General features: G+C 73.3%; 17 protein-coding genes. 6 read left to right on the plus strand and 11 right to left on the minus strand.

Translation table 11 applies throughout. From position 1 onward, the window contains the following. Window positions 1-42 precede the first annotated feature (42 nt). Both rpmI and infC read right to left on the minus strand, forming a co-directional pair. Entirely contained in the window at window positions 43-237 is a 195-nt protein-coding gene (gene rpmI / locus ACZ6I3_RS30685; RefSeq protein WP_003989075.1) for a 50S ribosomal protein L35, read from the minus strand. 109 nt (window positions 238-346) lie between these two features. After that, a complete protein-coding gene (gene infC, locus ACZ6I3_RS30690; protein ID WP_469419105.1) occupies window positions 347-1,015 on the minus strand; it encodes a translation initiation factor IF-3 in 669 nt (222 codons plus the stop codon). 394 nt (window positions 1,016-1,409) lie between these two features. Here infC and ACZ6I3_RS30695 point away from each other — a divergent pair, with 394 nt between their 5' ends. After that, window positions 1,410-1,766 (plus strand): DUF1844 domain-containing protein, encoded by a 357-nt coding sequence (locus tag ACZ6I3_RS30695; protein WP_469419005.1) that lies wholly within the window; start codon window positions 1,410-1,412, stop codon window positions 1,764-1,766. A 1-nt stretch (window position 1,767) separates the two neighbouring features. Here the strand turns inward: ACZ6I3_RS30695 and ACZ6I3_RS30700 are convergent, their stop codons facing one another. From ACZ6I3_RS30700 to ACZ6I3_RS30710, 3 genes are read right to left on the minus strand one after another with little or no spacing between them, the layout of a single operon-like run. After that, the gene (locus ACZ6I3_RS30700; protein WP_391106779.1) at window positions 1,768-2,499 is read right to left on the minus strand and encodes an SseB family protein; all 732 of its coding nucleotides are present in this window, start codon (window positions 2,497-2,499) and stop codon (window positions 1,768-1,770) included. Between the two features lie 58 nt (window positions 2,500-2,557). Beyond that, window positions 2,558-3,760, minus strand: a complete 1,203-nt coding sequence (gene mycP, locus ACZ6I3_RS30705) for a type VII secretion-associated serine protease mycosin (RefSeq protein WP_469419006.1) — start codon at window positions 3,758-3,760, stop codon at window positions 2,558-2,560. After that, window positions 3,757-5,250, minus strand: a complete 1,494-nt coding sequence (locus ACZ6I3_RS30710; protein ID WP_469419008.1) for a hypothetical protein — start codon at window positions 5,248-5,250, stop codon at window positions 3,757-3,759. The genes mycP and ACZ6I3_RS30710 overlap by 4 nt, the downstream gene beginning before the upstream one ends. A 986-nt stretch (window positions 5,251-6,236) precedes the next feature. On the opposite strand from ACZ6I3_RS30710, the gene ACZ6I3_RS30715 reads away from it, so the two are divergent. Further along, window positions 6,237-7,439: an amino acid deaminase/aldolase gene (locus ACZ6I3_RS30715; RefSeq protein ID WP_469419010.1), complete on the plus strand. Its 1,203-nt coding sequence runs from the start codon at window positions 6,237-6,239 to the stop codon at window positions 7,437-7,439. A 5-nt stretch (window positions 7,440-7,444) separates the two neighbouring features. Here the strand turns inward: ACZ6I3_RS30715 and ACZ6I3_RS30720 are convergent, their stop codons facing one another. From ACZ6I3_RS30720 to ACZ6I3_RS30735, 4 genes are read right to left on the minus strand one after another with little or no spacing between them, the layout of a single operon-like run. Beyond that, the gene (locus ACZ6I3_RS30720) at window positions 7,445-8,359 is read right to left on the minus strand and encodes a DUF2510 domain-containing protein (protein ID WP_469419012.1); all 915 of its coding nucleotides are present in this window, start codon (window positions 8,357-8,359) and stop codon (window positions 7,445-7,447) included. A 23-nt stretch (window positions 8,360-8,382) separates the two neighbouring features. Beyond that, the gene (locus ACZ6I3_RS30725; protein ID WP_469419013.1) at window positions 8,383-9,171 is read right to left on the minus strand and encodes a 3-oxoacyl-ACP reductase; all 789 of its coding nucleotides are present in this window, start codon (window positions 9,169-9,171) and stop codon (window positions 8,383-8,385) included. Continuing rightward, window positions 9,168-10,541, minus strand: a complete 1,374-nt coding sequence (locus ACZ6I3_RS30730) for an aldehyde dehydrogenase family protein (RefSeq protein ID WP_469419015.1) — start codon at window positions 10,539-10,541, stop codon at window positions 9,168-9,170. Before ACZ6I3_RS30730 ends, ACZ6I3_RS30725 begins: the two co-directional genes overlap by 4 nt. A gap of 8 nt (window positions 10,542-10,549) precedes the next feature. Further along, complete coding sequence (locus ACZ6I3_RS30735) at window positions 10,550-11,914, minus strand: glutamine synthetase family protein (RefSeq protein WP_469419016.1); 1,365 nt, start codon at window positions 11,912-11,914, stop codon at window positions 10,550-10,552. A gap of 98 nt (window positions 11,915-12,012) precedes the next feature. On the opposite strand from ACZ6I3_RS30735, the gene ACZ6I3_RS30740 reads away from it, so the two are divergent. The 3 genes from ACZ6I3_RS30740 to ACZ6I3_RS30750 all read left to right on the plus strand — a co-directional run bounded on the left by ACZ6I3_RS30740 (window position 12,013) and on the right by ACZ6I3_RS30750 (window position 15,032). Continuing rightward, entirely contained in the window at window positions 12,013-12,747 is a 735-nt protein-coding gene (locus ACZ6I3_RS30740) for a FadR/GntR family transcriptional regulator (protein WP_469419018.1), read from the plus strand. A 113-nt stretch (window positions 12,748-12,860) separates the two neighbouring features. Next, window positions 12,861-14,309: an ethanolamine permease gene (gene eat / locus ACZ6I3_RS30745; protein ID WP_469419019.1), complete on the plus strand. Its 1,449-nt coding sequence runs from the start codon at window positions 12,861-12,863 to the stop codon at window positions 14,307-14,309. A 45-nt stretch (window positions 14,310-14,354) separates the two neighbouring features. Further along, window positions 14,355-15,032: a gamma-glutamyl-gamma-aminobutyrate hydrolase family protein gene (locus tag ACZ6I3_RS30750; protein WP_469419107.1), complete on the plus strand. Its 678-nt coding sequence runs from the start codon at window positions 14,355-14,357 to the stop codon at window positions 15,030-15,032. A 423-nt stretch (window positions 15,033-15,455) separates the two neighbouring features. Here the strand turns inward: ACZ6I3_RS30750 and ACZ6I3_RS30755 are convergent, their stop codons facing one another. Continuing rightward, a complete protein-coding gene (locus tag ACZ6I3_RS30755) occupies window positions 15,456-16,385 on the minus strand; it encodes a LysR family transcriptional regulator (RefSeq protein ID WP_469419020.1) in 930 nt (309 codons plus the stop codon). A 71-nt stretch (window positions 16,386-16,456) separates the two neighbouring features. On the opposite strand from ACZ6I3_RS30755, the gene ACZ6I3_RS30760 reads away from it, so the two are divergent. Beyond that, complete coding sequence (locus ACZ6I3_RS30760) at window positions 16,457-17,593, plus strand: TDT family transporter (protein ID WP_469419021.1); 1,137 nt, start codon at window positions 16,457-16,459, stop codon at window positions 17,591-17,593. Here ACZ6I3_RS30760 and ACZ6I3_RS30765 read toward each other — a convergent pair. After that, window positions 17,520-18,239 carry a helical backbone metal receptor gene (locus ACZ6I3_RS30765; RefSeq protein ID WP_469419023.1) on the minus strand — a complete coding sequence of 240 codons (720 nt, stop codon included), beginning with the start codon at window positions 18,237-18,239 and terminating at the stop codon, window positions 17,520-17,522. The genes ACZ6I3_RS30760 and ACZ6I3_RS30765 overlap by 74 nt on opposite strands. Between the last annotated feature and the right edge of the window lies 1 nt (window position 18,240).

Consider the following 18,240-nt stretch of genomic DNA (forward strand, 5'->3'; position numbering starts at 1 on the left):
TTGGGTCCCGGTCCTGACGTACGGCGCTCACGCGCCGAAGCGTCACTTGCCGAGAAGCTTCTTGATCTTCTTGGCGTCGCCCGGGGCCATCTCGGCGTTGCCGGTGAGGCGACGCGTCACACGGGACGACTTGTGCTCGAGCAGGTGGCGCTTGCCGGCACGCTCGCGGAGCACCTTGCCGGAGCCGGTGACCTTGAAGCGCTTGCTGGACCCGCTGTGCGACTTGTTCTTCGGCATAGCGCCGTACTCTCCTCGTCGGTGGCGCTCCGGTGCCCGGTCGTGAAACCGGGCACGGTGGAGCGTCGTCTTGTTTCGGTTGCTTCCTCGGGACTCGCGTCCCCAGGGGTCACGCCTCGGCGTGCTCCTCGGCCGGTGCCTCGACGTCCACGTCGGCCTCGGCGTCGGCATCGGCTTCCGCGGCGTTCTGCGAGCGGCCGGGGTTGGCCTTCGCGTCCGCCTTGCGGGCTTCCTGCGCCTGGCGAGCCTCGGCCATCGCCTCGGTCTTCTTCTTGTGCGGACCGAGGACCATGATCATGTTTCGGCCGTCCTGCTTCGGGTTCGACTCGACGAAACCGAGGTCCTGGACGTCCTCCGCGAGACGCTGCAGCAGTCGGTAGCCCAGCTCGGGCCGGGACTGCTCGCGACCACGGAACATGATCGTGATCTTGACCTTGTCGCCCTGCTTGAGGAACCGGACGACGTGACCCTTCTTGGTGTCATAGTCGTGCGGGTCGATCTTCGGCCGGAGCTTCATCTCCTTGATGACCGTGTGCGCCTGGTTCTTGCGCGCCTCACGGGCCTTCATGGCCGACTCGTACTTGAACTTCCCGTAGTCCATGAGCTTGCACACGGGCGGACGGGCATTCGCCGCGACCTCGACCAGGTCCAGGTCGTACTCCTGCGCAAGCTCCAGTGCCTTGGCCAGGGGGACGATGCCCACCTGCTCGCCACTGGGACCGACAAGTCGCACCTCGGGAACGCGAATCCGGTCGTTGATGCGGGGCTCGGCGCTGATGGATCCTCCTCGGTAGCACCACGCGACGGTCTGGCGGACGGCCGCGTAACGTCTCTATTCGATAGACCTAACCGCGCCGAAGCAGAAAAAATGCCCCGGACGATCCCAGGCGGGGCTCCTCGAACTACCGGAGCACCGCCGCGGTGACCGCGGGGCGCGCTTTCGGACGGATCGCCGCCACTGGGACGGGATCGTCTGACCGGTGACCCGCCGCCCTGGGGGCGATCAGGTGGGAGTTCGAAAGCCTCCACTTGTGGGTCGGGCTCGCGGGCCGTGAGGCATACGGGTCCGACCGGTCGTTACACGAGGTTACCAGCAACGGCCAGGAACGGCTAATTGGGACGCCGTGGGGCCTGGTGCGGCACGGGGCCGCCCTGCGCCTATCGTGTGGGGCATGAGTGACACCCCTCCTGAGTCCCCCGACTTCGACGCCATGGCCCGCGACATCGCCGAGGTCCCGGCGGTCGAGGTGATCGTGACGGTCGCCGTCAACCTGATGAGCGCCGCCGCGGTGAAGCTCGGCCTGACCGAGGAGGGCGACAAGCACAAGGACCTGGACGAGGCCCGCAAGCTGGTGCACGCGCTGGCCGGCCTGCTGGACGCCTCCGCGACCGAGATCAGCTCCTTCCACGCGTCGCCGCTGCGCGACGGTCTGAAGTCGCTGCAGCTGGCGTTCCGCGAGGCGTCGCTGAGCCCGGACGAGCCGGGCCAGGGGCCGGGCGAGAAGTACACGGGCCCCGTCTACGGCTAGTTCATCCGCGTACGTACAAGGGCTCGCCCGGTGGCGTCGCCTCGGCCGGCAGGACTGCCAGGTCGAGGCCGCGCACCAGGCGGGCCCTCAGTGTCTCGTCGGCGGCGAGGCGGCGTGCGACCGCGTGGACGCCGGCGTCGTGCGGCACGGCCGGCTCGAAGACCAGGGCGAGGGTGCCGTCGGCCCGGCCGGGGCCGAGGTAGGCACGCACCACCGCGCGCACGTCGGCGACCACGGCGCGCACCGCGGCCACGACCGCCGGGTCGGCGAGCGGGTCCGTGGTGGTCCGGCCCTCGGCGAGCGACAACAGGGCGGATCCCGTCAGCTCGAAGGGCACGGGCCCTGCCATGTCCAGCACGACCGTGTCCGCCTTCTCGTGGGCGGCGGCCTGGAGGGCCTGGTGCAGGGGGACGGCGACGGGGCGGGCCGCCGGATCCCAGCGGGCGAGGGAGTCCGTGGACGTGAAGGCGGGGAGGGCGGTGCGGTTTCCGGCCTTCAGGGTCGGTACGGCCATGTCGCTGGTCTTCTCGTGGCGCAGTCCCCGCTCGTCCTCCTCGACCTCGCCGAGCACGGCCACGACGGGGACGAGGAGCCGGGCGCCCTTGAGTGCGTCGAGGACCGGGCCGACGGCGCCGCGGTCCTCCGACCAGGCGGCGAGCGCCGCGCTCAGCCGGGGGTCGGCGGAGCCGTCGTCGTCGGAGAAGCCGGAGTCGGGGATGTTCTTGTTCGCCACGGTCATCGACCCTATCGGCCGGGTGCCACCGCTTCGGCAGCGGTTCCGGGGCCGAGGACTAGAACTCGTCGCGGTGCGTACGGCGGCCGCGCCACAGGACCACGGCCGCCACCAGCAGGACGGAGCCGGCGCTGCCCGCGAGGGGTGCGGCCCAGTCGGCGGTGTCGTCGCCGGAGGCGGCGTCGTCCGGGCCGCTGCCGAAGTACTTCTCGCCGTGCGACGCCGAGCGCAGGCCCTCCGGCTCGACCCCGTCGGCGGCCTTGATGGCGGCGGCCGGGTCGATGAAGCCGAAGCCGCGGGAGTCGTCGCGGCCCCCGACGGGGGCGTTGCGGGCGGTTTCCTCGAGGAGCGACTTGATCTGGGCCGGGGTCAGGTCCGGGTGGGCGGCCTTGACCAGGGCGGCGGCGCCGGAGACGAAGGCGGCGGCGGCGCTGGTGCCCCAGCCCTCGTAGTACTTGTGGTCGGGGTCGGCGATGACGACGTCGACGCCGGGGGCGCTGACGGTGGCGTACCAGCGGCGGGTGGAGAAGGTGGCGCGGGTGCCGGAGCGGTCGACGGCGGTGGCGGCGATGACGCCCGGGTAGGCGGCCGGGTAGGAGATGTGGTCGCCCTTCTCTCCGCCGTTGCCCGAGGAGGCGACGACGACCACGCCCTTCTTCAGGGCGTACTGGATGGCCGAGTCCTCGGTGGGTTCGGGGTGCGCGGAGGCGGAGTCGTCGCCGAGGGAGAGGTTGATGACGTCGGCGCCGTGGTCGGCGGCCCAGCGGATGCCCTCGGCGAGGGCGTTGCCGCGGGTGCTGCGGGCCTTGGCGCGGGAGGGGTCGCCGTCCTCCAGGATCACGCGGACGGGGAGGATCTTCGCCTCGGGGGCGATGCCGAGGACGCCGTCGGCGTTGCCCGGGCCGTGTCCGTGGCCGGCGATGATGCCGGCCATGGCGGTGCCGTGCCGGGCCCAGGCGCGCTCGCCGGGCTCGGCTCCGAAGCCGACCAGGTCCTTGCCGGTGAGGACGTTGCCGATCAGGTCGGGGTGGTCGGCCTCGACGCCGGTGTCCAGGACGGCGACGGTGACGCCGTCGCCCTTCGTGGTCTGCCAGGCCTCCTGGGTGTGCATGGCCTCCAGGGCCCACTGCTGGGCGCGGATGCTGTCGGCGTGGGCGGCGGGGGCGGGGAGGAGGACGAGGCCCGCGGCGAGCAGGACGCCGAGGGCTCCGGCCCGCCGGGTCGCGGCGGCGCGCCCGGCCGGGCGGTTTGCGGCTTTCACGACGGCTGCTCCGTGGCCGAGCGGACGTTCTTGCGGAGGCCGCGTTCGACGCGGTCGGCGAGGCCCTGCGCCTCGTTGCCGAGGCCGGCCTGGGCCGGGGCGGTGGTGGCGTTGGGCTCCATGGCGTCCTCGGCGGGCTGCGGGTCGTCGACCGTGCGGCCGTCGGCCCAGCCGGAGACGGCGTAGACGACGACGGGGGCCTCGGTGAGCACGGAGACGGTCCAGGAGGCGCGCTGCCCCTCGCCGAAGCGGGCGGCGGAGGTGCCCTGGGCGGCGTACGGCAGGGGCATCAGGTCGCTGCGGCGGTCCAGGCGCTCCTTGCGGAAACGGTTCGCGAGGGAGGTCATGCCCGGAGCGTCGGCCGTGGTGAAGAGCAGGCCGACGGTGGTCACGTAGCTCTGGGTGGCGTCGGTGTAGGTGGCGCGCAGGAGCCGCTCGCAGCCGACGGGGGCGAGGGCCTTGCGCAGCAGGGGGTCGAAGGCGTCCTCGCAGCCGCTGTCGGGGGCGACGGCGATACGGGTCCAGGTGCGGTCGGCTCCGCCGGGGCCGGCGCCCTTGCCCTGCACGGTGGGTGGGAACAGCTGGTCGACGGGGGCGCTGTGCCAGAGGCTTCCGGCCGTGGCGAAGGTGCTGCGCGAGCCCTCTTCGCCGGAGTCACCGACGAGCCAGCTGCCGGTGGCCGCACCCGAGATGAGTCCCAGCCCGAGCACGAGACAGGCGGCGGCCGCGGCGGCCTGCGACGCGCCGCGGCGGCCGAGCGGGCGGGGCCGGGCGTCGCCGTCGTATCCCTCGGGCTCACCGAACGACACGACGGGCCGGGCGCCGGTGAGTGTCCCGCTGGGGGTCAGGGGGGCGCTCGCGCTCCAGGAGAAGGCCGGGTCGGGAGAGACGCGGGCGGACTCCGGGGGCGGAGGGGCCGGGGTCGCGGGGCGGGGCCGCTGGGTGGGCGCGGGCGGCATGCGCAGCCCGGGCATGGCACCGGAACCGGCATCAGCGCCGGCGAGCAGGCCCGCGCCGGCCTGTGGCTCACGGGTGGGGCGTGGCGGGGTGCCGGGGCGTACGGGGCCGGGACGGCCGGGGGTTTCGGCGGGTGCCGGATCCGCGGGAATCGGCCGCAGGCGTCGGGTGGTCTCCGCCGCGTTCTCGGCGGGGGCGCCGGTACGGCGTGGCGTGGGGAGCGGCCCGGGCCGGCCGGAGGAGCCCGGCAGGTGACGTGGTCGCGGAGGGGTGCCGGGCGGGGTGGACGGCCTGTTCGACTCGGGCCGGGTCTCGGTGCGGACGCCGGGCGGCGTGTCCGGGAAGCGGGCGGAGGCGAGCGGCGGGGGCGGTGTCGTGGCCTCGGTGCGCTCGGGCGCGGTGGCGCCGAGGCTCGGGAAGCGAGGGCGCCCGTTCGAGCCGCCACCGGAGCCGGAGGTACCCGGACCCGCCGCACCACCGCCTCGGGCCGCCGTTCCGGCACCGGTGCCGCCCTCTGCCGATGAGCCGCCCATGCCGGAAAGGCCGCGCGGACCGGCCGTGCCGTCGCCTCGGGCCGCCGTTCCGGGACCGGTGCCGCCTCCCGCCGATGAGCCACCCGTGCTGATACGCCCGCGGGACGTGGCCCGGTCCTCGGCGGCAGAGCCCGTCGAGGCCGCCTCACGCGCCGAGGAGGGCCCCTGGGCATCGGTCGCCGGGCCACCGGCACCGAAGAACCCGCGCCCGTCCGACACACCACGCTGCCCGGCAACGGCAGACCCGAGCCGGTCGGTGTCCCGCCCCGCGGACGGCCGCGAAGACCCCGCCGCGGAAGCCGAAGCCGACGCACGCGGCCTCGACGTACCGCCACCCGGCGACACACGCCCGTCGGCCGCGTCGGTGTCCCGCCCCGAGGGCGGCCGCAACGACCCCGCCGCCGAGCCACCGGCACCAGAGCGCCCACGCCCGTCCGTTTCCGCCGGAGCAGATCCACGCGGCCCCGGAGCACCATCACCCGGCGACACACGCCCGGTGGCGGGCTCGGCCCGGTCGGGGTTTCGTGCCGGGGAGGGCCGCGGTGAAACCGAGGTCGAGTCCTCGCGCCACGTCGCGGGCGGCCGGCCGGTGTCAGGGGACTCGGGCCCGTCCGCACCCGACGGGGCGTCGTGGTCCGTGGCTGCGTCGGACGGTTTGTTTCCCGGGGGGTGCGGGGGACGCGGTGGGAAGGAGGCACGCCGCGCTTCCGTGCTCATGCACCCCCCGTTTCCTCGCGCCCGGGCCGCTGCGTTCTGCGCGGGCCGGTGGCGTCCTGCCCGAGGCCCGGCACGGAATCGTCCCGGGCACACATACCCGTACGGACGGAGCGTCATCCCGGCGCGGATTCCCGGCCGGCTCGTTCCGCCGTACGTGCGCGTCACTCTACGGCTTGTTCCTGCACGAACGGGAACCAGTCCACGACCCCGGGGCATCTGCCCGGAACGTCCCCCTACCCTGCGGTAATCCAGTCTGGCAGGCTGCGTTCATGACTGCGCGCGCCGCCGACCGGGCCCGTTACGACCGGGCCACAGCCCATCTCGACGCCCCTCTCGCGATCGTGGACCTGGAGGCCTTCGACGCCAACGCCGCCGATCTGGTCCGTCGCGCCGGGGGCAAGCCCGTCCGGGTCGCCAGCAAGTCCGTGCGATGCCGGGCGCTGCTGGAACGCGTCCTGGCCCGGGACGGCTTCGCCGGGATCATGTCCTTCACGCTCGCCGAGTCGCTGTGGCTGGCCCGCTCGGGGTTCGAGGACGTGCTGCTCGCCTACCCGTCGGCCGACCGTGTCGCGTACGCCGAGCTCGCCGGTGATCCCAAGCTCGCCGCCGCCGTCACCGTCATGGTCGACGACGTGGCCCAGCTCGATCTGATCGACGCCTCGCGGGGCGGCGGTCGTGAAGTGGTGCGGGTGTGCCTGGAGTTGGACACGTCCCTGAGGCTGCTCGGCGGGCGGGTGCGCGTCGGGGCCCGGCGCTCACCGCTGCACTCCCCCGCGCAGGTCGCGGACGTGGCCCGGTCGGTGGCCCGGCGGCCCGGTTTCGAGGTCGTGGGGATCATGGCGTACGAGGGACACGTCGCCGGTGTCGGGGACTCGGTGGCGGGGCGCCCGCTGCGGTCCCGTGCCGTACGGCTGATGCAGGCCGCCGCCAGGCGTGAACTCGCCGAGCGGCGTGCGGAGGTGGTGCGCGCGGTGCGGGCCGTCGTGCCGGGCCTGGAGTTCGTCAACGGCGGTGGCACCGGCTCGGTGCAGCACACGGCGGCGGAGGACTCGGTGACCGAGATCGCCGCCGGGTCGGGGCTGTACGTGCCGCGGCTGTTCGACAACTACACGTCGTTCAGCGGCCGTCCGGCGGCCCTGTTCGCCCAGCCGGTCGTACGGCGGCCGGGGGTGGGCGTGGTGACCGTGCTCGGTGGCGGCTATCCCGCTTCCGGGGCCGCGGGGGCCGACCGGTCGCCCGTGCCGTACCTGCCCGAGGGGCTGCGCTACGACCCGCAGGAGGGGGCCGGTGAGGTGCAGACGCCGCTGCTCGGCTCGCCCGCCGACGATCTGCTGATCGGTGACAAGGTCTGGTTCCGGCACGCGAAGGCCGGTGAGCTGTGCGAGCGGTTCGACCAGCTGCAGCTGATCGAGGGCGACGCGGTGACGGCGACCGTGCCGACCTACCGCGGCGAGGGTCACACGTTCCTGTAACCGCGTCAGTCCGAGGGGCCGATGCTGCTGCCGACGCCGCCGCCCGTGTCCGCGTCGCCGACCGGGCGGATGCCCTTGGTGACGCGGTCCATGTCGGCGAGGGGTGGTCCGTCCTCGCCCGCGTCGAAGACGTACCGGACGAGGACCGGTGACTCGGTGCCGACGCTGGAGGGGAAGACGAGCGACTGGACGTAGCCGCCCGGCCCCTTGGCGGTCTGCACACGCCAGCGCACGAAGTACCCGGCACGGCCCGCCACCGCGACCGGGCCTGACTTGACGACCTCGTGGGATTCCATGCCCCCGTAGGGCTTGCGGCCGATCCTGTCGCGGTCGTAGGCCTCTTCGGCCGCCTCGGAGATGTCCGCCTTGGCGAGGGCCTCGGGGGACTTCTCGTCGTTCGCGGTGACCGTGCGGGAGAAGACGAGGCCGTGGCGGCAGACGGTGCCGTCGCCGGGGCAGTCGTAGGTGCCGTCCGTCGTCATGACGACGTCGCGCTCGGCGACGTGCTGCGGGCGGACCCAGCCGTCGAGCAGCGGGAAGGTGACACCGTTGAGCTGGTCCTCGACGACGGCCGGGTCGTCGGCGGACGGCTCGGAGGCGGACGTCTCGGGCGTCGGCTCCGACGGCTCCGACGCCGTGGGGCCGGGGGCCGTCGGAACCGTCCTCGTCTCCGCGCCACTGTCGTCGCCGCTGGTGAGGACCAGGGCTCCGGTGACGCTCGCCGCGACCAGGACCGCTCCGGCGGCGACGAGGGCGACCGTCTTCGCACGCCCGGTGCCGCCGCCCGGGGGCGGGGGTACCGGGCCGGCGCCGCCCCCGGGCGCACGGCGGTGCTCGGTCCAGGCCGTGCCGTCCCACCAGCGTTCCAGATGAGGGCCGTGCGGGTCGGGATACCAGCCGGGCGGAGGCGTCGTGCTCATCCCGGCACTCTAGAGCCAGAGGCCTACAGAGGGGTGACGTACGCCCCCGCGATGCCGCCGTCGACGAGGAAGTCGGTGGCGTTCACGAAGGAGGAGTCGTCGCTGGCCAGGAAGGCGACGGCGGCGGCGATCTCCTCGGCCTCGGCGAACCGGCCGACCGGGACGTGCACCAGGCGGCGCGCGGCGCGCTCCGGGTCCTTGGCGAACAGCTCCTGGAGGAGGGGGGTGTTGACCGGGCCGGGGCACAGGGCGTTCACGCGGATGCCCTCGCGGGCGAACTGGACGCCCAGTTCGCGGGACATGGCCAGGACACCGCCCTTGGAGGCCGTGTACGAGATCTGGCTGGTGGCGGCGCCCATCCTCGCCACGAAGGACGCGGTGTTGATGATCGAGCCCTTGCCCTGGCGCCGCATGTAGGGGATGGCGGCCTTGCAGCACAGGTAGACGGAGGTGAGGTTGACCTCCTGGACGCGCTTCCAGGCCTCCAGGCCGGTCTCCAGGATGGAGTCGTCGTCGGGCGGGGAGATGCCGGCGTTGTTGAAGGCGATGTCGACGCTGCCGTAGGTGTCGTACGCCGTCCGGAAGAGGGCCTCGACCTGCTCGGGGTCGGTGACGTCGACCTTGACGAAGGTGCCGCCGGTCTCTTCGGCGGCGGCCTTGCCGCGTACCTCGTCGACGTCGCCGCAGACGACATGCGCGCCCTCGGAGGCGAGGCGGAGCGCGGTGGCGAGGCCGATGCCGCTGCCGGCTCCGGTGATGACGGCGGTACGGCCGACCAGCCGGCGGCAGATGTTCTCCTGAGCCTGGGTCACTGTGCGGGGCCTTCCGTGCTGATGAAGACGTTCTTGGTTTCGGTGAAGGCGGCCAGGGCGTCGGGGCCGAGTTCGCGGCCGACGCCCGACTGCTTGTAGCCGCCGAACGGGGTCCAGTAGCGGACGCTGGCGTGGGAGTTGACGGACAGGTTGCCGGCGCGGACCGCCTGGGAGACGCGGAGCGCCCGGCCGACGTCCCTCGTCCAGATGGAGCCGGAGAGGCCGTACGGGGTGTCGTTGGCCAGGCGGACGGCGTCCGCCTCGTCGGTGAACGGAAGCAGTACGGCGACGGGGCCGAAGATCTCCTCGCAGGCCGCAGGCGAGTCGGGGCTCTCGCCGGTGAGCACGGTCGGCGGGAACCAGAAGCCGGGCCCCCCGGGCGCGCTGCCGCGCAGGGCCGGGGCGTCATCGGGCACGTAACCCCGGACGCGGTCGAGCTGCTGCCGGGAGATCAGCGGGCCCATCTGCGTCTTCTCGTCGGCCGGGTCGCCCACCACCACGGCGGCCAGGGCCTCGGCGAGCAGCTCGCGGACCTCGTCGTACACCGGCTCCTGGACCAGGATGCGGGTGCGGGCGCAGCAGTCCTGGCCGGAGTTGTCGAGGAACGAGAAGGGGTCGACGGCGGTCTTGAGGTCGGCGTCGGCGAAGACGATGTTGGGGCTCTTGCCGCCGAGTTCGAGAGTGACCGGCTTGGCCTGCTCGGCGCCGAGCGCGGCGACGCGCGTCCCGGTGCGGGTGGAGCCGGTGAAGACGACCTTGGCGACGCCGGGGTGCCGGACGAGTGCCTCGCCCGCGACGGCGCCGTGCCCCGGCAGGACCTGGAAGAGGTGCTCGGGCAGGCCGGCCTCCAGGGCGAGTTCGGCGAGGCGCAGCGCGGTGAGGGGCGTGGTCTCGGCGGGCTTGAGGATGACCGCGTTGCCGGCCGCGAGTGCGGGGGCGGTGCCCCAGGCGGCGATCGGCATGGGGAAGTTCCAGGGCGCGATCACGCCGACGACGCCGAGCGGTTCGAGGATCGTGACGTTCAGGCCGCCGGGCACCGGGATCTGCCGGCCGGTGAGCCGCTCCACTCCCCCGGCCGCGTAGTCCAGCAGGTCACGGACGTTGCCGGCCTCCCAGCGGGCGTTGCCGATGAGGTGGCCGGCCTCGCGGACCTCCAGCCGGGCCAGTTCCTCCAGGTGCTCGTCGACGGTGGCCGCGAAGCGGCGCAGCAGCCGGGCGCGGTCGCCGGGGGCGAGGGCGGCCCAGACGGTCTGGGCCCGGGCGGCCAGGGTGACCGCCGCGTCGACGTCGGCCGGGCCGGCCGCCGCGATGGCGGCGACGACCTCCTCGGTCGCGGGGTTCAGTACTTCCAGGAGGGGCTCGGAAGACATGGTGGGCCTCACATACGTTCGAAGGAGCGGCGCAGCTCCCAGTCGGTCACCGCGGCGTCGAAGGCGTCCAGTTCGACCCGCGCCATGTTGCGGTAGTGCGCGACGACCTCGTCCCCGAAGGCGGCCTTCGCGACGGGGCTGTTCTCCCAGAGCTCGGCGGCCTCGCGCAGGGTGGTGGGGACGTGGGCGAAGTCGGCGGTGTAGGCGTTGCCGGGACAGGGCTCGGGCAGCTCCAGCTTCTGCTCGACGCCGTGCAGCCCGGCCGCCACGAGTCCGGCGACGGCGAGGTAGGGGTTGACGTCGCCGCCGGGCAGCCGGTTCTCGAAGCGCAGGGAGCGGCCATGGCCGACCACGCGCAGCGCGCAGGTGCGGTTGTCCTTGCCCCAGGCTACGGCGGTCGGGGCGAAGGAGCCGGGCTGGAACCGCTTGTAGGAGTTGATGTGGGGGGCGTAGAGCAGGGAGAAGTCCCGGAGGGCGGCGAGCTGGCCGGCGAGGAAGTGGCGCATGACGTCCGACATGCCGCCCTCGCCGTCCCCGGCCATGGCGTTGCCGCCGTCCGCGTCCGCGAGCGAGAGGTGGATGTGGCAGGAGTTGCCCTCGCGCTCGTTGTACTTGGCCATGAAGGTGATCGACATGCCCTCCTGGGCGGCGATCTCCTTGGCGCCGGTCTTGTAGACGGAGTGCTGGTCGCAGGTGACCAGGGCCTCGTCGTAGCGGAAGGCGATCTCGTGCTGGCCGGGGTTGCACTCGCCCTTGGCGGACTCGACGGTGAGGCCGGCCGCCGCCATCTCGTTGCGGATCCGGCGCAGCAGGGGCTCGATGCGGCCGGTGCCGAGGACGGAGTAGTCGATGTTGTACTGGTTGGCCGGGGTGAGGCCGCTGTAGTTGGCGTCCCACGCCTGTTCGTAGCTGTCCTTGAAGACGATGAACTCCAGCTCGGTGCCGACCTGGGCGGTGTAGCCGAGCTCGGCCAGGCGCTCCAGCTGGCGGCGCAGTATCTGGCGGGGTGCGGCGACCACCGGGGAGCCGTCGCTCCAGGCGAGGTCGGCGTGGAGCATGGCCGTGCCCTCGTTCCAGGGGACGCGGCGCAGGGTGCTCAGGTCCGGGTGCATCGCGAAGTCGCCGTAGCCGCGGTCCCAGGAGGACATCGCGTAGCCCTCGACGGTGTTCATCTCGGTGTCGACGGCGAGCAGGTAGTTGCAGCCCTCGGTGCCGTGCTGGAGCACCTCGTCGAGGAAGAAGCGGGCGGCGAACCGCTTGCCCTGGAGCCGCCCCTGCATGTCGGGGAAGGCCAGGACGACAGTGTCGATCTCACCGCCCGCGACGAGGGCGTGCAGCTCCTCGACGCTCAGCGGGGGTGTGCGGTCTGCCACGGGAAGGCCTCCTAGGCTCCTTGGATCCGCTGCCTTGGATCCGCCGGGAGCCATAAGGTATTGCGGAGAACCATTGCTTGGGAAGGGGGTACGGCCACATGCCGGAGGAAGCTGGGGGCGAGATGCGGGACGGGCTGACGCCGGTGCTGCGGCCGGTGCGCGCGGGCAACGGCTTCGAGGAGGCACTGGAGCAGATCCTCCAGGTCGTACGGCTGGGCCTGGTCGCGGGGGGCGAGCGGCTGCCGGCCGAGCGGGAACTGGCGGAGCGGCTGGGGATCAGCCGGGTGACGCTGCGCGAGGTGCTGAAGGTGCTCCAAGACCAGGGCCTCGTCGAGTCGCGGCGCGGCCGGTACGGCGGAACGTTCGTGCTGCCGCGTACGGACGCGGGCGGCGAGGACGAGCTGCGGCGCCGGGTCGCCGAGGTCGACATAGAGGACGTGCTGCGCTTCCGGGAGGTGCTGGAGGTCGGCGCGGCCGGGCTGTGCGCGGCGCACGGACTGGACGGGAAGCAGGCGGAGCGGCTCCGTGAGGCCCTGGCGCGCACGCACGACGCCCCGCTCTCCGACTACCGCCGCCTGGACACGCTGCTGCACCTCACGCTCGCCGAGCTGTCCGGCTCCCCCACGCTCACGGCCCAGTACGCGGCCGTGCGCGCGAGCGTGAACGACCTGCTCGACTGCATCCCGCTCCTCGTGCGCAACCTGGAGCACTCCCAGCGGCAGCACACCGCTCTGGTGGAGGCCGTGATCGAGGGCGACGCGGATCAGGCGCGGGAGATCATGCGCGAGCACTGCGGCGGGACGGCGGCACTGCTACGGGGGTTCCTGGGCTGAGCCGGGCCGTGTTCCGGCGGGGTGAGGATTTACGGGCGATTAACGCACGGGTCTTGCCATCGCCCACCCGGCACCGCAAAGGTATGGATCCTTTCCATTGAGGGAGTCGGCCCATGCCCCTGGAACCAACCAGCACACCACCCGCCGCCTCGGAGGCGGACGACTATCTGGAGCGCCGGGCGCTCCGCCGCGGCAGCGCCGGCTGGGTGCTGCTGACCGGCCTCGGCGTCGCCTACGTCGTCTCCGGCGACTACTCGGGCTGGAACTTCGGCCTGGCCGAGGGCGGCTTCGGCGGGCTCGCGATCGCCATGGTGCTCATGGGCGCGATGTACGCCTGCATGGTCTTCGCCCTCGCCGAGCTGTCCTCGATCCTGCCGACGGCGGGCGGCGGCTACGGTTTCGCCCGGCGCGCGCTGGGCCCCTGGGGCGGCTTCCTGACCGGTACGGCGATCCTCATCGAGTACGTCCTCGCTCCCGCCGCGATCGTCATCTTCATCGGGGACTACGTCGAGTCGCTGGGCCTGTTCGGCCTGGAGTCCGGCTGGCCGATGTACCTGGTCTGCTTCGCGATCTTCCTGGGCATCCATCTGTGGGGCGTGGGCGAGGCGCTGCGGTTCAGCTTCGTCGTCACCGGCATCGCGGTCGCCGCCCTGATCGTGTTCGCGCTGGCGGCACTGCCGGACTTCTCCTTCGCGTCGCTGGACGACATCCCGGTCGACGCCTCGGCCGCGGGAGCCGGCTCGTGGCTGCCGTTCGGCCTGCTCGGGATCTGGGCGGCGTTCCCGTTCGGCATGTGGTTCTTCCTCGGCGTCGAGGGCGTGCCGCTGGCGGCGGAGGAGACCAAGGACCCCGCCCGTACGCTGCCGAAGGCGATCCGCTGGTCGATGGGCATCCTGGTGGTGCTGGCGGTGATCACGTTCTTCGCGGCGGCCGGAGCACGCGGTTCCGCCGCGATCCAGGAGGCGGGCAACCCGCTGGTCGAGGCGCTGCAGCCGGGCGGCGAGGCGACGACACTGAGCCGGATCGTGAACTACGCGGGCCTGGCCGGCCTGGTGGCCTCGTTCTTCTCCCTGATCTACGCGGGCTCGCGCCAGCTCTTCGCTCTGTCCCGCGCGGGATACCTGCCCCGCTTCCTGTCCCTCACCAGCCGCCGCAAGGCCCCGTACCTCGGCCTGCTGGTGCCCGGCACGATCGGCTTCCTGCTGGCCGCGGTGTCGGGCAACGGCGCCCGCATGCTGAACATCGCCGTCTTCGGCGCGACCATCTCCTACGCGCTGATGTCCCTGTCGCACATCGTGCTGCGCCGCCGCGAGCCGGAGCTGCCGCGGCCGTACCGCACGCCGGGCGGGGTGGTGACCTCCTCGGTCGCCCTGGTGCTGGCCTGTGCGGCACTGGTGGCCACGTTCCTGGTGGATGTGACGGCGGCGGTCATCGCGCTGGTGGTGTACGCCGTCGCCGTCGGGTACTTCGGCCTGTACAGCAGGAAGCGGCTGGTGGCGAAGGCGCCGGAGGAGGAGTTCGCGGCGCTGGCGGCGGCCGAGGCAGAGTTGTCACGGGACTGAGGTGGAGCGAGCGTCGACTGTGAGGGAGTTTCCGTGTCCAGGCCGTTGATCGGAATCAGCACGTATCTGGAGTCCGGTGCGCGCTGGGGCGTGTGGGAGCTGGAGGCGGCACTGCTGCCGTCCGGCTACCCGCGGCTGGTGCGTCGGGCGGGCGGTCTGGCCGCGATGCTTCCGCCCGACGACCCGCTGCACGCGGCCGATGTCGTGGCCCGGCTGGACGGGGTCGTCATCGCGGGCGGGCCGGATGTCGAGCCGGTCCGCTACGGGGCGGAGCGCGAGCCGCGGACCGGGCCGCCGGCGCGGGAGCGGGACGCGTGGGAGCTGGCCCTGATCGACGCGGCGCTGGCTTCGGAGGTGCCGTTGCTCGGCATCTGCCGGGGCATGCAGCTGCTGAACGTGGCCCTCGGCGGGACGCTCGTCCAGCACATCGAGGGGCATGCGGAGGTCGTGGGCGTCTTCGGCGGGCATGCGGTCAAGCCGGTGCCGGGGAGTCTGTACGGCGGTGTCGTGCCGGAGGAGACGTTCGTACCGACGTATCACCACCAGGCCGTGGACCGGCTGGGCGAGGGACTGGTCCCGTCGGCGCACGCGGCGGACGGGACGATCGAGGCACTGGAGCTGCCGAGCCACCCGGGGTGGGTGCTGGGTGTGCAGTGGCACCCGGAGATGGGGGATGACGTGCGGGTGATGCGGGCGTTGGTGGAAGCGGCGGCAGCGAGCTGACCCGGTACGCCCCGGCCCCAGGGGGCTCCGCCCCCTGGACCCCCGGCCTATGCCCACCCGCCACCCGAATCGCTCGGACAAGAAGCCGGACTTGCCCCCACCCCAGCCCGTCAGTCACCCACGGACGAGCCCGCTCAGCCCCACCCAGGCCCCTCCGGCACTCGACGACGAGACCGCTCAGCCCCACCCAGGCCCCTCCGGCACTCGAGGACAAGACCGCTCAGCCCACCCAGGCCCCTCCGGCACTCGACGACGAGACCGCTCAGCCCACCCAGGCCCCTCCGGCGCTCGAGGACGAGGCCGTTCAGGCCGGCCCACCCAGCCCATCCGGCGTTTGAGGACGAGGCCGTTCAGGCCGAGCGGGGGTCCAGGGGGCGGAGCCCCCTGAGGATGGGACGGGTAGGGGCGGCGGGGGCGAGAAAACTATCCCCGTGTCAGCGACAGCAGGTCCCGGGCCGGACCGGTAGGCCGATGCCCCGTGGGCCACACCGCCCGCAGATCCCGCGCCAGCGCCACCCCCTCCACCGGCACACTCACCAACCGCCGCATCGCCAGCTCCTCCCCCACCGCCAGTTCACTCAGCACCGACGGCCCCGCCCCACTCACCGCCGCCGCCTTGACCGCCGTCGTCGAGGACAACTCGATCAGCGGCCGGGCCAGTCCCCCGAGCGCCGCGTCCAGCACCTGCCGGGTCCCCGACCCCTTCTCGCGCAGGATCAGCGGCGTCGACGCCAACTCCCCCGCCGCCAGGGGCCGTCGGCGACGCGCCCAGGGATGGCCGGGGGCCGTGACCACTATCAGCCGGTCATGGGCGATGACCACCGAGTCCAGCCCCGTCGGAACCGACAAGCCCTCCACGAACCCCAGATCCGCCTCGTCCGACAGCAGGCGTTCCGCCACCACCGTCGAGTTGCCGGCATGCAGGGACACCGCCGTGTCGGGCCGCTGGGCGCGCAGCGCGAGCAGCCAGCCCGGCAGCAGGTACTCGGCGATCGTCATGCTCGCCGCCACCCGCAACCGCGAGTCACGGCGGTCGCGCAACGCCTGCGCCCCCACGTCGAACGCCTCCGCCGCCTCGACGATCCGCCGCGCCCAGTCCGTCACCAGCGCACCGGCGTCCGTCAGCCGTGACCCGCGCGGCGAACGGTCGACCAGCGCCACGCCGAGCTGCCGCTCCATCGACCGGACCCGGCTGCTCGCCGCGGGCTGGGTGATGCCGAGCTCCCGCGCGGCCCCGCCGAGGCTGCCGAGCCGCGCCACCGCCAACAGCAGCTCCAGCGCGCCGAGATCCGGCACCCGGTGCGCCAGAGAACCGCCGATGGACGGACCGGCCTGCTCATCCGTGTTGCTCATAAACCCAGCTTATGTCGCCATAGAGGCATACTCCCTGGCGGTACGGCTCCGGCTCACCGACCGTGAGAGTCATGGTCACCGCAGCCCAGCCCCTCGCGTACCCACTGTCGGTCCGTCATCTCGGGCCCAACTGGTACGCCACCGTCATGGGCACCTCCGTCGTGGCCACCGCCGGAGCCGCCCTGCCCTCGCACCTCCCCGGGCTGCGCCCCGTGCTCGCCGGTGTCTGGATCCTCGCGTTCGTCCTGCTCCTGACCCTGCTCGGAGCCCGTGCCCTGCACTGGGCCCACCACCGGGACCAGGCCCGCGCCCATCTCCTCGACCCGGCGACGGCCCCCTTCTACGGCTGTCTCGCCATGGCCCTGCTCGCCGTGGGCGGCGGTGCCCTCACCGTGGGCCGGGACGTGATCGGCGTGCGGGCGGCCGTCGCGCTCGACGCCGTGCTGTTCGTCGCCGGTACGGCTCTCGGGCTGGCCGCCGCGGTCGCCGTGCCGTATCTGATGGCCGTACGGCACCGGGTCGAGCCGGGCCAGGCCACCCCCGTCTGGCTGCTGCCGCTGGTCGCGCCCATGGTGTCGGCCGCCGTCGGGCCGCTGCTGGTTCCTCATCTGCCTCCGGGGCAGGCCCGGGAGACTCTGCTGCTGGGCTGCTTCGCGCTGTTCGGGCTCAGTCTGCTCGCCACGCTCGTCATGCTGCCGCTCGTCTTCGGGCGGCTGATCACCGGAGGGCCGCTGCCCCTCGCCCTCACCCCGACCCTGTTCCTGGTGCTGGGACCGCTCGGGCAGTCGACGACCGCCGTCGGAGCGTTCGCGGACACCGCCCCCGGAGTCGTACCGGCCCCGTACAGCCAGGGCTTCGGTGTGCTCGCCGTGCTCTACGGCGTGCCCGTGATGGGGTTCGCGCTGCTGTGGTTCTGCCTCGCCACGGTCCATGTGCTGCGCGCCCGGCGGCACGGGATGCGGTTCGCGATGACGTGGTGGTCGTTCACGTTCCCGATCGGCACCTGTGTCACGGGCGCCGAGGCCCTGGGCCGGCACACCGGGCTCGTGGCCTACGAAGGGCCGGCGGTCGTCCTGTACGCGGTGCTGGTCGTCGCATGGGGCAGCGCCGCCGCGGGCACCGTACGCGGACTGCTCAGGGGCGAACTGCTCGCAGGGCCCGGTCCAGCACCCGTGGCGCCTCGGCCAGCGACGGCCCGTACCAGGTGAGGTGCCGTCCGCTGACGAGCGCGCAGGGCAGGCCGGGGAAGGCCTCGGGGCCGTCGTCGGCGGTGAAGCGGTAGGGCTCGTCCGGGAGGATCACGACGTCCGGCGCCGCGGCGCGCAACTCCTCCAGCGGGATGCGGGGGTAGCGGTCGGGGTGGGCCGCGTGCACGTGGTCGACGCCGAGGCGGGCCAGGACGTCGCCCGCGAAGGTGTCGCGGCCCAGGACCATCCACGGGCGGCGCCAGATCGGCACGACCGCTGTCAGGCGGGTCTCCGGCCGCGGCAGGGACGACCAGGTCTGCTCGGCCTCGTCCAGCCAGCGCGGGCGCGCCGCCACCCCGCAGGCGTCCAGGACCCGGGCCAGTTCCCGGAAGGCTCCCGGCACATCGCGGATCTCCGTGACGAGGACCTCGACGCCCGCCGCGCGCAGGGCCGCGAGGTCGGGCTCGCGGTTCTCCTCCTCGTTGGCGATCACCAGGTCGGGGGCGAGGGAGACGATCCGGTCGGTCTTGGGGTTCTTGGTGCCGCCGACGCGTACGACGTCCAGACCGGGCGGATGGGTGCACCAGTCGGTGGCGCCGGCCAGGGCGCCGGGCGCGGACCGGGCGACGGCCTCGGTCAGCGAGGGGACCAGCGAGACGACCCTCATG

Source organism: Streptomyces sp. NPDC041940, assembly GCF_055589465.1.